Source organism: [Clostridium] citroniae WAL-17108, from assembly GCF_000233455.1.
GTDB classification, from domain to species: domain Bacteria; phylum Bacillota; class Clostridia; order Lachnospirales; family Lachnospiraceae; genus Enterocloster; species Enterocloster citroniae.
Genome location: NZ_JH376420.1, coordinates 1,714,157 through 1,727,428, shown reverse-complemented (window position 1 = coordinate 1,727,428; position 13,272 = coordinate 1,714,157). Strand labels below are relative to the sequence as shown.

Below are 13,272 nucleotides of genomic sequence, written 5' to 3'. Positions count from 1 at the left end.
AAGTGCTCATAGCGAGCCACTCCACTAGGCTTGTGGAAGACCGCGCCAAGTGGAGATGACATGCATCGCACGTAAGGGAACAAGATACGGTCCCTAAGTGCTCATAGCGAGGAGGAAAGTAATGATGGCACGTAAACAGGCAGAAGAACTGTCATATGGAATTATCGGATTAGGCCGCTTTGGAAGCGCCCTGGCGTCTACGCTGGCGGAAGCCGGAAAGGAGATCATGGTTCTGGACTGCAATGAGGAAAAGGTCAGGCAGATCCGCAATTTTACCGAGCATGCATATGTGGTAAAGGATTTGCAGAAGGAGACCCTCAGGGAAACCGGGATCCAGAACTGTGACGTGGTGGTGGTCTGTATCGGGGATAAGGTGGATGTGAGCATCCTTACGACCCTGAATGTGATCAATCTGGGGGTCCCCCAGGTGGTGGCCAAGGCCAATAGCCCGGAACAGGGAGAAATACTTGAAAAGATCGGAGCCCAGGTGGTGTATCCGGAAAAGGATATGGCCCTGCGCCTTGCAAAACGCCTTATTTCCAAAAGGGTATTTAATCTCTTTGAACTGGACCATAACATTGATATTTCGGAATTTAAGCTTACCTCCCGGCTGGCCGGACAGACGGTCCTGGAAGCACAGCTTCGCAACCGCTACGGCGTAAATATCATTGCCATCAGCCGCGGCGGATGGCTTACCACGGATATCACCCCGGATTATACCCTGGCGGAAGGAGATACCCTGGTGGTGATCGGGGAACGGGATAAAATAAAAAGGCTGGAAGATGCGCTGTAGAAATGCAGTATTGATATGGCGAAGAAAGCCAAAGGGTTATGGTAAGGCAAAACTACAAACTGTAAAAAATTCTTAAATAGATAGCTGAAATCTGTTATGATATAGACATAAAGAGGAACAACCGCCCACAAGGGGGTGACCTGATTATGAGTATAGAAAAACCACCCTCCAACCGGTCAAGTTTTGGGGTGGTTTTTCTATGTTAAGCTAGTGACAAATCAAATAAATGGATGTCAGCAATGCTAAAATAAACATTCCAAAAGCCATAAGGTCTTTAAAATCGAAATGTTTCATAGACATCACCTCCATCCTATGTAGAATGAAGGCCAACGCCACCCTGCAACACGATTGATCCCTAATTGCTTCTTGTAAACTGGCCTAAGAAGATGTGCAAATACCATATCGGTGCGGCCTGAACAGCGATATAAGCTGATCACACGGGACAAGTTATTGTTAGAAAAAGGAATCGTTATACTTTTTTGAGAATATCGACAATTAACAAAGATTTTCTGTTTTATTCAAAGATTTATCAGAAAATTTATTCAAAATGTAGAAAATGCACAAAAAAGTGGCGGCGTATTGACATCCAGTTGTCTATTGTGATAGACTCAAAGTGTCAGAAGATGATACAACTAAATAGACGTATAAGTATTCAAAACTTATATATGCTCAAAATAGGTTGAGCGTTTCTACCAACTACCGTAATAGTTGACTATAAGTTTTCACATCTGGTACTGCCCGGGGCACTGGGGACAGACAGTTGTGAAACCTTAGGCACAGCGGTGGTTTTTTTGTATGTACAAAATCATATAAAAGCCCGGGCCTGCCGCTGGTCAGGTGGATACAAGTATGTGTGCGGACAGCAAAACCGCACGCAATCCAGAACAGGAGGAGCATATGGCAGAGAATTTTGTATTAAAAGGCAATATCTGCTACAGCCAGGATGCCCAGACCCTTAAGATAGCAGAGCAGGGGTATGCGGTATGTATGGATGGCAGGTCAGCCGGAGTGTACAGAGAACTTCCTGAGATGTATGCAGCATTACCCCTGACAGATTATGGAGACCGGCTGATCGTGCCGGGACTTGTGGACCTGCATCTCCATGCGCCACAGTATTCATTCAGGGGATTGGGCATGGATCTTGAACTGCTGGAATGGCTGAACACACGGACATTCCCGGAGGAAGCTAAGTACAAAGACAATGAATATGCAAAAAAAGCATATTCCATATTTGCGGATAACATGAAGCGCAGCGCGACAACAAGGGCATGTATATTTGCCACCCTTCACAGGGATGCCACGGAAATACTCATGGACCTGATGGAAGAAACAGGATTAAAGACCATGGTGGGAAAGGTGAATATGGACCGCAACAGCCCGGATTTCCTGGTGGAAGAAGGGCCGGAGGCATCAGCGGAAGAAACGCTCAGATGGCTGGAGGACATTGAGGGCAGGTATAAGAACACAATGCCCATCCTCACACCCCGCTTTATTCCCACCTGTTCAGATGAACTCATGGAACGCCTGAAAGAGATCCAGGCCAGGTACGACCTGCCCATGCAGTCCCATCTGTCCGAGAACCGGGGGGAGATTTCATGGGTTCAGGAACTTTGCCCATGGTCTGAGTTTTACGGTGATGCATATGACCATTTCGGACTCTTTGGAAATGGGGTAAGAACCATTATGGCCCACTGTGTGTGGCCGTCCCATGAGGAAGTGAGCCGGATGCGGGATAACGGCGTGTTTGTTGCCCATTGTCCCCAGTCCAACACCAACCTGTCATCGGGGATTGCGCCGGTCAGGACTTATCTGGATCAGGGGATCAGGGTGGGACTTGGCACGGATGTGGCCGGAGGCGTAGGGGAATCCATATTCCGGGCCATGGCAGATGCCGTCCAGGTGTCAAAACTTCGCTGGAGGCTGGTGGATGAAAGCCTGAAGCCGCTTACGGTGGAGGAGGCGTTCTACCTGGGAACCGTGGGAGGCGGAGCCTTCTTTGGAAAGGTGGGAAGCTTTGAGGAAGGATATGAGTTCGATGCAGTGGTTCTTAATGACCAGAGCCTTAAGCATCCCCAGCCATTAGGTGTTAAGGAACGGCTGGAGCGTTTTATCTATCTTTCAGATGAGCGCCATATTGACGCAAAGTATGTGTCGGGAAGCAATGTTTTCTAGGCACGATCTAACACTGTACCGTTCCATTAAAACTGAATATGTGTAAAAAGAACGAATAGGGGAAAACGTTCTTTATTTATAGAAGTGAAACTATAGGTATTCAAATCAAGGAGGTATGAAGTATGGAGAACAAGGCAGAGCAGGGTTTCTTAGAACGAGTATTTCACCTAAAAGAAAATCACACCGATGTAAAGACAGAGATTATCGCAGGAATCACCACTTTCATGACAATGGCTTACATACTGGCAGTTAATCCAAACATCTTAAGTGCGACCGGAATGGACCGGGGCGCGGTCTTTACCGCAACCGCCCTGGCGTCCCTGATTGCAACCTTGTTAATGGCAGCTTTTGCAAACTATCCATTTGTACTTGCACCAGGTATGGGACTTAACGCATACTTTGCATACACCGTAGTGCTTCAGATGGGGTATTCATGGGAAATGGCCCTGGCAGCCGTATTTGTTGAAGGCCTTATCTTTATCGCCCTGTCATTGACCAGTGTCCGTGAAGCAATCTTTAACGCAATACCAATGAACTTAAAACATGCGGTTTCCGCAGGTATCGGACTCTTTATCGCTTTCATCGGTCTGCAGAACGCAAAGATCGTAGTGGAGAGCGCAACCCTTGTTTCCGTGTTCTCCTTCAAGGGTTCCCTGGAATCCGGAACATTCAGTTCTGTGGGGATTACGGTCCTCCTGGCACTGATCGGCGTGCTGATCACAGGTATACTGGTAGTTAAGAATGTAAAGGGAAATATCCTTTGGGGAATCCTGATTACCTGGCTGTTGGGGATCATCTGTGAGGTTACGGGACTGTACCAGCCAAACGCAGATCTGGGAATGTTCAGCGTACTGCCGGACTTCTCCAGCGGATTCGGTATCCAGAGCATGGCGCCAACCTTCTTTAAGATGGATTTCTCAGGAATCCTGTCCTTTAACTTTATCACCATCATGTTCGCGTTCCTGTTTGTGGATATGTTCGATACGCTGGGAACCCTGATCGGCGTGGCTTCCAAGGCAGATATGCTGGATAAAGAGGGAAAGCTTCCGAAGATCAAAGGCGCCCTGATGGCGGATGCGGTTGGTACATCCTTAGGCGCGGTATTCGGCACATCCACCACCACCACCTTTGTGGAGAGCGCATCCGGTGTTGCTGAAGGCGGAAGGACCGGTCTTACATCCGTGGTAGCAGCCCTGTTCTTTGGACTGTCCCTGTTCCTGTCACCTATCTTCCTAGCCATTCCGTCCTTTGCAACGGCTCCGGCTCTGATCATAGTAGGTTTCCTGATGGTGTCATCCATACTGAAAATTGATTTTAATGACTTTACAGAGGCAATCCCAAGCTATATTGCAATCATCGCAATGCCGTTTATGTACAGTATTTCCGAAGGTATTGCAATGGGCGTTATCTCTTACGTAGTGATCAACCTGGCTACCGGCCATGCAAAAGAGAAGAAGATCAGCCTGCTGATGTACGTTCTGGCCGTGCTGTTTGTTCTGAAATATGTACTGATTTAATGTTACGCAAAGTATGGCGAAGTGCTTTCGCACATAAGCGCCTATAATACAGGCGCCAAGTGCAGCAAAGGAAACTTCAGCCATACTAAGCTTGAAGAGACCTCGCAAAGTATGGCGAAGTGCTTTCGCACATAAGCGCCCAAAATACAGGCGCTAAGTGCTCAATGCAAGGAGGAGGATGGAATGGGAATTGGTAATAACATGACCCGCGTTGATGCAAAGGATAAGGTTACCGGTAATGCCAGGTATACGGCTGACTTAGAGCCGAAGGGGCTTCTGGTGGCCAAGGTGGTGCACAGCACCATTGCCAACGGCGTGGTAAAAAGCTTTGACCTGAAGGAAGCGCTTGCAGTTCCGGGGGTGGTGAAGATCGTCACATGCTTTGATGTGCCGGATATCCAATTCCCGACCCCGGGCCATCCGTGGTCCGTGGAAACAGCCCATCAGGATATTGCTGACAGGAAGCTTCTGAACACCCGGGTAAGGGTGTACGGGGATGATATTGCCGCTGTCATAGCAGAGGATGAGATAGCGGCCGCCAGGGCAGCGCGCAAGGTAAAGGTGGAGTATGAGGAGTATGAGCCCCTGCTCACAGTGGAAGCAGCCATGGCAGAGGGAGCCGCCCGCCTTCATGATGAAAAGCCGGGAAATGTGATCGCCCATTCCGCGTTTAAGGTGGGAGAGGGGACCTACGAGGAGGCTGTAAAAGAGGAAGGGCTGGTGGTCATTGATAAGGACTACAGGACCCAGAGCGTGCAGCACTGCCATATTGAGACCCCGGTTTCATTTGCTTACATGGAGAATGACAGGATCATTGTCACAACCTCCACCCAGATCCCCCATATCGTGCGCCGGGTGATCAGCCAGGCGCTGGGGCTGCCCATGGGCAGGATCCGTGTTATCAAGCCGTACATCGGCGGCGGATTTGGTAATAAGCAGGATGTGCTCTATGAGCCGCTGAATGCATTTCTCACCACACAGGTGGGAGGCAGGGGCGTAAGGCTGGAACTGTCCAGGGAGGAAACCCTGGGATGTACCCGTGTGCGCCATGCCATTGAACTTAAGGTAAAGGCAGCGGCCAGAAAGGACGGGACACTGGTGGCCAGGAAACTGGAAGCTTATTCCAACCAGGGAGGATATGCATCCCACGCCCATGCGATCGTGGCCAACTCATCCAATGAATTTAAGCAGATATACAGGGATGAAAAAGTGCTGGAGTCCGATGCCTACACTGTTTACACCAACATTACCACGGGCGGCGCCATGAGAGGATACGGCATTCCCCAGGCGGCGTTTGCAGCAGAGTGCATGGCGGATGACCTGGCCCTGGCCCTGCACATGGACCCGTTGGAGTTCAGGAAAAAGAACTGCATGCAGGCGGGATACGAGGATCCCCATACCCATGTAAAATGTAATTCATACGGCCTGGAAGCTTGTATGGAAAAGGGCCGGGAGTTTATCCGCTGGGATGAGAAACGCAAAGAATATGAAAACCAGACAGGTCCTGTGAGAAAAGGAATCGGAATGGCAATCTTCTGTTATAAGACAGGAGTCTACCCCATTTCCCTGGAAACAGCGGCATGCCGTATGATACTGAATCAGGACGGTTCCATGCAGCTTCAGATGGGAGCCACGGAGATCGGCCAGGGAGCCGACACTGTGTTTACCCAGATGGCGGCGGAGGTGACCGGTATCACAGAGGATAAGGTCAATATCATGTCCACCCAGGACACGGATGTAACACCCTTTGACACAGGAGCCTATGCCTCCAGACAGACCTATGTAAGCGGCATGGCAGTGAAAAAGACCGGCGCGGTCCTGAAGGAAAAGATCCTGGACTACGGCGCCTACATGCTGGGCAGACCTCAGGACACACTGGATATAGAGGCAAACTATGTGGTGGATCAGGAGACAAGGCAGCAGCTTCTTTCCATGGAAGAACTGGCAACCACGGCGTTTTACAGCCTGGACCGTTCCGTGCACATCACGGCGGAGGCCACCAGCCACTGCAAGATCAACACCTTTGCCACAGGTGTGTGCTTTGCCGAGGTGGAGGTAGATATGCCGTTAGGCAAAGTAAAAGTGACCAACATTGTTAATGTCCACGACAGCGGGACGCTCATTAACCCCAAGCTGGCAGCTGCCCAGGTACACGGCGGCATGAGCATGGGCCTGGGATACGGGCTCAGCGAACAGCTGCTCTTTGATGCAAAGGGAAGGCCGTTAAATGACAACCTGCTGGATTATAAACTGCCCACCTCCATGGACACCCCGGATCTGAATGCCCTGTTTGTGGAGCTGGACGATCCCACAGGCCCCTTTGGCAACAAGGCGCTGGGAGAGCCGCCGGCCATTCCGGTTGCCCCGGCCGTGCGCAATGCGGTGCTTCATGCCACCGGAGTAGCAGTGGACTCTCTGCCCCTTGATCCCCAGAAAATGGTGGAGCATTTTAAGGTAGCAGGATTAATATAGAAAGGGCGGTGTAAGGCATGTATGATATTGAAAAATATTACCAGGCAAAGGATATAGATGATGCAGTGCGCGCTCTCTCTGCTGACCCGGATGCGGTTGTGATCTCAGGAGGCAGCGATGTACTGATCAAGATCAGGGAAGGAAAGCTGGCAGGCTGTTCCCTGGTGAGCATACATGGGATCAGGGAACTGGAAGGCATTTCCATGGAGGAGGACGGTACCATTGTCATCGGCCCGGCCACTACCTTTTCCCATATTACAAACAATAAGATCATCCAGGAGTATATTCCGATCCTGGGGGATGCAGTGGATATGGCAGGAGGACCCCAGCTGCGCAACATCGGAACCGTGGGCGGAAATGTGTGCAACGGAGTGACCAGCGCCGACAGCGCAAGCAGCCTTTGCTGCCTGGATGCCATTCTGGTCCTTACGGGACCGGCAGGCGTCAGGGAAGTGCCTATCAGTGAATGGTATACCGGACCCGGCAGAACGGTGAGGGCGCATGATGAGCTTCTGACCTCAATTAAAATAAAGAAGGAAAACTATGAAGGCTACGGCGGCCACTATATTAAATATGGAAAGAGGGGGGCAATGGAGATCGCTACCCTGGGCTGTGCCGTGACCGTAAAGCTGGGTGAGGACAAAAAGCACATTGAGGATCTGCGCCTGGGATATGGCGTGGCAGCTCCCACACCCATCCGGTGCCGTGAGACGGAGCAATCCGTGATCGGTATGGAGACGGGGGAGGCCCTGGCTGAGAAGGTGGGAAAAGGAGCTCTCAGTGAAGTAAGTCCGCGTTCCAGCTGGAGGGCTTCCAAGGAATTCCGCCTGCAGCTGGTGGAGGAACTGGGAAAAAGGGCTGTGAAGCAGGCCGTGATCAATGCAGGAGGTGAATGGGATGCTTAATATTGTGCAGATGACCGTCAATGGGAAAGAAGTGGAGTTGGCAGTGGATCCAAGGGAATCCCTTCTGGACACATTGAGGAACCGCCTGGGCCTGACCAGTGTAAAAAAGGGCTGCGAGGTGGGGGAGTGCGGTGCCTGTACCGTGTTGGTTGACGGTGAGGCCATAGACAGCTGCATTTACCTGACCATGTGGGCGCAGGGACGGCGCATTATGACCGTGGAGGGCCTAAAGGGGCCTAACGGGGAGCTGAGCCCCATACAGAAGGCATTTATAGAGGAAGCAGCCGTGCAGTGCGGGTTCTGTACGCCCGGGCTGATCATGTCGGCTGTGGAGATAGTAGGGACCGGAAAGCGGTATAACCGTGAGGAACTGCGAAAACTCATATCCGGGCACCTGTGCAGATGTACGGGGTATGAAAATATCCTCAATGCCATGGAGCGGATTGTTGAAGAAACCTACAAGGTAGTTGGAAAATAGAAAAGAAGATTTAATTGGATCAGATCGATGGATGCGGTTAACGGACAAAGCCCTGAGGAAGCTTGGACGGCATCTTGAGATATAAGAGTTTAGGATTCACCATAGTGAAAAAGAGGGCGCCGTGCCAAATACGGCGCCCTCTTTTTCACTATAAAATCCCAGTAAATGGAAGCTAACGGAACTTTTTGAGAAAGTACATAAAAATGTTGAAAAATTATAATTTATATGTAAAATAAGGAGGGGGAAATTTCCGGGATTTAGGGTTATATTACTGGAATTAGCTGGTCGTTTATGTTAACATATAGGTAGGGGCCAGGGAGGCCCTGCGAGGAGATAAAGGGACGCTTGGTCCCTAAGACGTGGGATAAAAGGTGAGTATGCATCATGTTTGATATTAATATGGACAAAGTATATGTAAAAACCTTTGGCGGCTTTGATCTGTATTATAGGGGAGAGCTGATATACTTTTCCAGCAGTAAGGCCAAGGAGCTACTGGCAGTGCTTGTGGACTGGAGAGGTAAAGCGGTTACGCTGGCCCATCTGGCAGGAGTTCTATCAGAAGGAGAGCGGGATGAGGCAGCGGCCAAACAGGCTGTCCATCTGGCATGGCACAGACTGAAGCAAACTCTTAAGAAGTACGGAATTGAGAAGATCGTCATAAAGGGAAGAGGTACATATGCCGTTAATAAGGAGCAGATTGTCTGCGACAGTTATGATATGGTGCGACAGGTAGAAGGCGCATCTAATTACTTTGCAGGTGAATATATGCCGGAGTACAGCTGGGCGGAGGTAACTCTGTCAAGTCTTATGAGGGATTATTTTGAGGAGGAATTTTAGGAAAATTCTGAATCAAATGTTTAGAAAGGTAAATAATAATAAAATATTAGGTTTTCCGGAAAGAAAGAAGAAGCAGTCTGAAAAGATAGCTTCTTTTTTTATATGTGTGTAATTAACAAATTATACCCAATATTTCCAGAAAACTACAAAAAATTACATGCCGCGTATAATTGAAACGGTTCTGTAACGAAACTGAAAGCAATTAGGTGGTATATCCTTACAGAGAACAGTACTATGCGGCTGGAAATAACGGGAGTAATAACGCTGATGTCGGTGGTGAAAAATGAGAGGATATTTGTCAAGACCTTTGACGGCTTTGATGTTTATGTAAATGGCAAACTGATTTATTTTCCCAGCAGCAAGGCAAAGGAGATGCTGGCGGTTTTGGTGGAAAAGCGTGGAAGCAGCGTATCCTTATCCCAGATGACGTATTTACTGTATGAAAATGTGGAAGAAAAAACAGCCAAGAATAATCTGAGGGTTATCTACCACCGTTTACGCCGGAGCTTGGAAGAGTACGGGATCGAGAAGATACTGATCAAGAAGAGGGGGAGCTATGCGGTGGACACGGAGTTATTTGTCTGTGACTTTTATGAGTTTATAGAGGGAAATCCCGATTATGGAACCCTATTTTCAGGAAGCTACATGCCTGAATATTCCTGGGCAGAGGACACATTGCCTTATCTGAAGAATCTGTACCGAAAATACAACGGAGTGTTGAAGTGACATGACAGGAATCATTGACATACACACCCATATCCTGCCGGGAATCGATGATGGATCAAGGGATTGGGACGAGAGCAGGAGGATGCTGGAGGCGGCTTATCAACAGGGAACGCGCTGTATCATAGCCACGCCCCACTATTCCAGAAGGGGGCTGCCGCCCCAGATATATGAGCTGGCTGAAAGGCTGTCAGAGGAGGCAGGCAGGATCGCGCCGGATTTTAAGACAGGTTTGGGACAGGAAACATATTTCCATGAAGGTCTGGTGGAAAACCTAAAGCAGGGAAAGGCCCTGACCTTGGAGAACACCAGGTATGTGTTGGTGGAGTTTGATCCCCAGGTGTCCTACCACAGCCTGTACCAGGCGGTCAGGAAAATGACCATGGCCAGATACATACCCGTGATCGCCCACGTGGAGCGCTATTTCTGCCTGAGGGAAGGGGACGGGGTGGAAGAGTTGATCCAATGCGGCTGCAGGCTTCAGATGAATTACAGCAGCCTGGAGGGAAACGGCATATGGAACCGGGATGTGCGGTGGTGCCGCAGACAGGTGGCGGAGGGCAGAATCCATATGCTTGGCACAGACATGCACCGAATGGATTACAGGAAGCCGGACATGGAGGAATCCCTCCGGTGGCTGGAAAAACATATGGGCGAACATGAGGTAAGAGCCCTGGTTAGCAGCAATGCGGACAAAATACTACAAAAAAGAAAAACAGGAGAATAGGGATAGGTATGGAAAAGAATTTTGATGATGACGAGATAGAGATCGACCTCTTGGAACTGCTGAGGGAGTTCCGGCGCCGGATATGGATCATATTGGGCGTTATCGTGCTGTTTGGAGGCGTTGCAGGGGCGTTCAGCAAGTTTGTCCTTACACCGCAGTTCAAATCCACAGCCATGGTCTACATCCTTTCCAAGGAGACCACGCTGACTTCACTGGCAGATCTGCAGATCGGCAGCCAGCTGACCAAGGATTATAAGATAATCGTCACCAGCCGCAGGGTGTTAAACCAGGTGATCGATGAGATGGAACTGGGCCTTACATACAAAGATTTGAAAGAAAAGGTCACCATTGACAATCCCCAGGATACGCGTATCCTTTCCATTTCCGTGGAAGACCCGGATCCCAACATGGCAAAGATGATCGCGGACAAGATCGCAACCGTGTCGTCAGACTACATTGGAGATATCATGGAAATGGTTCCGCCCAAACTCATTGAGGAGGGCGAGGTGCCTGTCCTTAAATCCAGCCCCAGCAATGCCAAGAATGCATTGATCGGCGGCTTGCTGGGTGCGGTGCTGATCTGCGGCCTGATCACGGTCCAGGTAGTGATGAACGACACCATCCGTACCGAGGAGGACGTAACCAAGTATCTGGGACTCTCCGTCCTGGCTTCCGTGCCTGAGAGAGAAGGGGAAAAGCCTGAGGACAAGGAAGCCATGATCTCGGGAAAGTCAAAGCCCAAGACGGGAACTGGAAAATCAAGGAAAAAGAAGGGCGGTAGAGCGTCATGAAACAGATCATAACATTAAACAGGGATATGAAGGACGATTATCACTACAATGAGGCGATCAAGACCCTGAGGACCAATATACAGTTTTGCGGAAACGGTATCAGGACCATTATGCTGACCAGCTCCCTTCCCGATGAGGGAAAGAGCGACATCACATTTGCAATGGCCGCCTCCCTTGCCCAGATCGGGAAAAAGGTAGTGATGATTGATGCGGATATAAGAAAATCCGTACTGGTATCCAGGTACCAGCTGGAGACGGAGGTTTATGGACTGTCCCAGTATCTAAGCGGCCAGAAAACGCTGGCGGACGTGCTCTATGATACAAATGTGGAGAACCTGAGCATGGTATTCGCGGGACCGTATTCACCTAATCCGGCGGAGCTTCTGGAGGAGGATCTGTTTGAACAGATGGTCCAGGAACTGAAAAAGACATACGATTACGTGATCATAGATACCCCGCCCATGGCAAACCTGATCGATGGGGCCATTGTGGCCAGACAGTGCGATGGTGCCGTGATGGTGGTGGAAAGCGGCTGCATCAGCTACCGTTTGGAGCAAAGGGTAAAAGGACAGCTGGAAAAGAGCGGCTGCCGTATCCTGGGAGTTGTGCTCAACAAAGTGAGCATGGAGCGGAACGGTTATTACAGCAAATACTACAGCCGTTACGGTAAATATGGAAAATACTCCAAGTACGGCAAATATGGAAAATACGGGAAATATGAAAAATACGAGAAGGCAGAGGCATGAGTTGGCTGAGAAACCATAGAACTACCGTTTACCGCATTGGAATCGGGATCGCGGCACTGGCTATTGTGGCTTTTATCTGGGCAGGCATCGGACTGTACCGGCAGAGAAAAGCCATAGAAGCAGAGATTGCGGCCAGGAACTACGCTGCCCAGTCTGCAAACCAGTCCGGGGGACAGTCAGGGGATCAGAACGACACATACCTGTTCAGCGGCGATATCGTTACATACAACGGCAGGAAATACAGGCGCAACAGCTATGTAAAAGCCATTCTGTGCATGGGTGTGGACCGGGCCGGCGAGATGACAGAAAAGACCACCACCGGATTCGGAGGACAGGCCGATGGACTGTTCCTCATTGCCCAGGACACGGTGCGCAACACACTGAAAATACTTATGATCCCCAGGGACACCATGACAGATATTACCCTGACAGATCTAAGCGGCAATGAGCTGGGCAAGGACCTGCAGCACCTGAACCTGGCCTACGCATACGGCGATGGCAGGGAAAAAAGCTGTGAATACATGGTGGAGGCGGTATCAGGGCTTCTTGGAGGCCTGAAAATAGAGTGGTACCTGGCAGCTGATACCAGCGCCATTTCAATGCTCAATGACGAGGTGGGGGGCGTTTCCGTGACCATAGAGACAGATGGGATGGAGAAACGGGATCCGGCCCTGATCAAAGGGGAAACAGTAACCCTTAAAGGAAAGCAGGCGGAGATATTTGTCCGGTTCAGGGATATCCATGTGGACCATTCGGCATTGTTCCGCATGGACCAGCAGCAGCAGTATATCAAAAGCTTTTTTGAAACCGTACAAAAGGGGGCTTCCCACGACAACGGACTGGTGGTCAGGCTGTTCGACAAGGTCCAGGACTACATGGTGACCAATATGGCCAAAGACCAGTATCTCAAGATTGCAATGGATGCAGTGGGGAATGGAAAGCTAAGTGATGAAGATTTCTACACGGTTCCGGGTGAGGGGGTAGTAACCCCAAGATATGATGAGTTCTATGCGGACAAAGATGCATTGACCCCGGTTATATTGGAACTGTTTTACCGCGAGCTTGAGTAAGTTGCGGGAAGCAAGAATCAGGCAAGTGATAAGCGGGAAAC

12 protein-coding genes and 1 riboswitch are annotated in these 13,272 nt (G+C 49.9%); all 12 genes read left to right on the top strand.

The annotated features are described in order from the left end of the window. The first annotated feature begins 124 nt into the window (after nucleotides 1-124). The 12 genes from HMPREF9469_RS07805 (at nucleotide 125) to HMPREF9469_RS07750 (ending at nucleotide 13,231) form a co-directional block, all read left to right on the top strand. Entirely contained in the window at nucleotides 125-793 is a 669-nt protein-coding gene (locus HMPREF9469_RS07805) for a potassium channel family protein (RefSeq protein ID WP_040415718.1), read from the top strand. Nucleotides 794-1,432: 639 nt separating this feature from the next. Next, a riboswitch (purine riboswitch) is annotated at nucleotides 1,433-1,528 on the top strand. A gap of 162 nt (nucleotides 1,529-1,690) precedes the next feature. Beyond that, nucleotides 1,691-2,965 (top strand): amidohydrolase family protein, encoded by a 1,275-nt coding sequence (locus HMPREF9469_RS07800; protein WP_007860748.1) that lies wholly within the window; start codon nucleotides 1,691-1,693, stop codon nucleotides 2,963-2,965. A gap of 122 nt (nucleotides 2,966-3,087) precedes the next feature. Then, complete coding sequence (locus HMPREF9469_RS07795) at nucleotides 3,088-4,482, top strand: NCS2 family permease (RefSeq protein ID WP_007860747.1); 1,395 nt, start codon at nucleotides 3,088-3,090, stop codon at nucleotides 4,480-4,482. A gap of 183 nt (nucleotides 4,483-4,665) precedes the next feature. Continuing rightward, entirely contained in the window at nucleotides 4,666-6,954 is a 2,289-nt protein-coding gene (xdhA, locus tag HMPREF9469_RS07790; protein WP_007860740.1) for a xanthine dehydrogenase subunit XdhA, read from the top strand. Between the two features lie 17 nt (nucleotides 6,955-6,971). Then, nucleotides 6,972-7,859: a xanthine dehydrogenase subunit XdhB gene (gene xdhB, locus HMPREF9469_RS07785; RefSeq protein ID WP_007860739.1), complete on the top strand. Its 888-nt coding sequence runs from the start codon at nucleotides 6,972-6,974 to the stop codon at nucleotides 7,857-7,859. After that, on the top strand, nucleotides 7,852-8,337 hold the full coding sequence (gene xdhC, locus HMPREF9469_RS07780; protein ID WP_040415158.1) for a xanthine dehydrogenase subunit XdhC: 486 nt from the start codon (nucleotides 7,852-7,854) through the stop codon (nucleotides 8,335-8,337). The genes xdhB and xdhC overlap by 8 nt, the downstream gene beginning before the upstream one ends. Before the next feature lie 384 nt (nucleotides 8,338-8,721). Then, nucleotides 8,722-9,174 (top strand): hypothetical protein, encoded by a 453-nt coding sequence (locus HMPREF9469_RS07775; protein ID WP_007860737.1) that lies wholly within the window; start codon nucleotides 8,722-8,724, stop codon nucleotides 9,172-9,174. Nucleotides 9,175-9,408: 234 nt separating this feature from the next. Then, nucleotides 9,409-9,900 (top strand): AfsR/SARP family transcriptional regulator, encoded by a 492-nt coding sequence (locus tag HMPREF9469_RS07770; RefSeq protein ID WP_007860736.1) that lies wholly within the window; start codon nucleotides 9,409-9,411, stop codon nucleotides 9,898-9,900. 1 nt (nucleotide 9,901) lies between these two features. Then, on the top strand, nucleotides 9,902-10,624 hold the full coding sequence (locus HMPREF9469_RS07765; RefSeq protein ID WP_007860735.1) for a CpsB/CapC family capsule biosynthesis tyrosine phosphatase: 723 nt from the start codon (nucleotides 9,902-9,904) through the stop codon (nucleotides 10,622-10,624). A gap of 8 nt (nucleotides 10,625-10,632) precedes the next feature. Further along, on the top strand, nucleotides 10,633-11,415 hold the full coding sequence (locus tag HMPREF9469_RS07760) for a YveK family protein (RefSeq protein WP_007860734.1): 783 nt from the start codon (nucleotides 10,633-10,635) through the stop codon (nucleotides 11,413-11,415). Beyond that, a complete protein-coding gene (locus tag HMPREF9469_RS07755) occupies nucleotides 11,412-12,161 on the top strand; it encodes a CpsD/CapB family tyrosine-protein kinase (RefSeq protein ID WP_007860733.1) in 750 nt (249 codons plus the stop codon). Before HMPREF9469_RS07760 ends, HMPREF9469_RS07755 begins: the two co-directional genes overlap by 4 nt. Beyond that, nucleotides 12,158-13,231 carry an LCP family protein gene (locus HMPREF9469_RS07750; RefSeq protein ID WP_007860731.1) on the top strand — a complete coding sequence of 358 codons (1,074 nt, stop codon included), beginning with the start codon at nucleotides 12,158-12,160 and terminating at the stop codon, nucleotides 13,229-13,231. Before HMPREF9469_RS07755 ends, HMPREF9469_RS07750 begins: the two co-directional genes overlap by 4 nt. Nucleotides 13,232-13,272 lie beyond the last annotated feature (41 nt).

What these genes read in the sequence shown, in the direction of transcription:
- HMPREF9469_RS07770 (WP_007860736.1), top strand. Translation starts at nt 9,409, where the DNA reads ATGCGGCTGGAAATAACGGGAGTAATAACGCTGATGTCGGTGGTGAAA.
- HMPREF9469_RS07800 (WP_007860748.1), top strand. Translation starts at nt 1,691, where the DNA reads ATGGCAGAGAATTTTGTATTAAAAGGCAATATCTGCTACAGCCAGGAT.
- HMPREF9469_RS07795 (WP_007860747.1), top strand. Translation starts at nt 3,088, where the DNA reads ATGGAGAACAAGGCAGAGCAGGGTTTCTTAGAACGAGTATTTCACCTA.
- HMPREF9469_RS07765 (WP_007860735.1), top strand. Translation starts at nt 9,902, where the DNA reads ATGACAGGAATCATTGACATACACACCCATATCCTGCCGGGAATCGAT.
- HMPREF9469_RS07760 (WP_007860734.1), top strand. Translation starts at nt 10,633, where the DNA reads ATGGAAAAGAATTTTGATGATGACGAGATAGAGATCGACCTCTTGGAA.
- xdhB (WP_007860739.1), top strand. Translation starts at nt 6,972, where the DNA reads ATGTATGATATTGAAAAATATTACCAGGCAAAGGATATAGATGATGCA.
- HMPREF9469_RS07775 (WP_007860737.1), top strand. Translation starts at nt 8,722, where the DNA reads ATGTTTGATATTAATATGGACAAAGTATATGTAAAAACCTTTGGCGGC.
- HMPREF9469_RS07750 (WP_007860731.1), top strand. Translation starts at nt 12,158, where the DNA reads ATGAGTTGGCTGAGAAACCATAGAACTACCGTTTACCGCATTGGAATC.
- HMPREF9469_RS07805 (WP_040415718.1), top strand. Translation starts at nt 125, where the DNA reads ATGGCACGTAAACAGGCAGAAGAACTGTCATATGGAATTATCGGATTA.
- xdhA (WP_007860740.1), top strand. Translation starts at nt 4,666, where the DNA reads ATGGGAATTGGTAATAACATGACCCGCGTTGATGCAAAGGATAAGGTT.
- xdhC (WP_040415158.1), top strand. Translation starts at nt 7,852, where the DNA reads ATGCTTAATATTGTGCAGATGACCGTCAATGGGAAAGAAGTGGAGTTG.
- HMPREF9469_RS07755 (WP_007860733.1), top strand. Translation starts at nt 11,412, where the DNA reads ATGAAACAGATCATAACATTAAACAGGGATATGAAGGACGATTATCAC.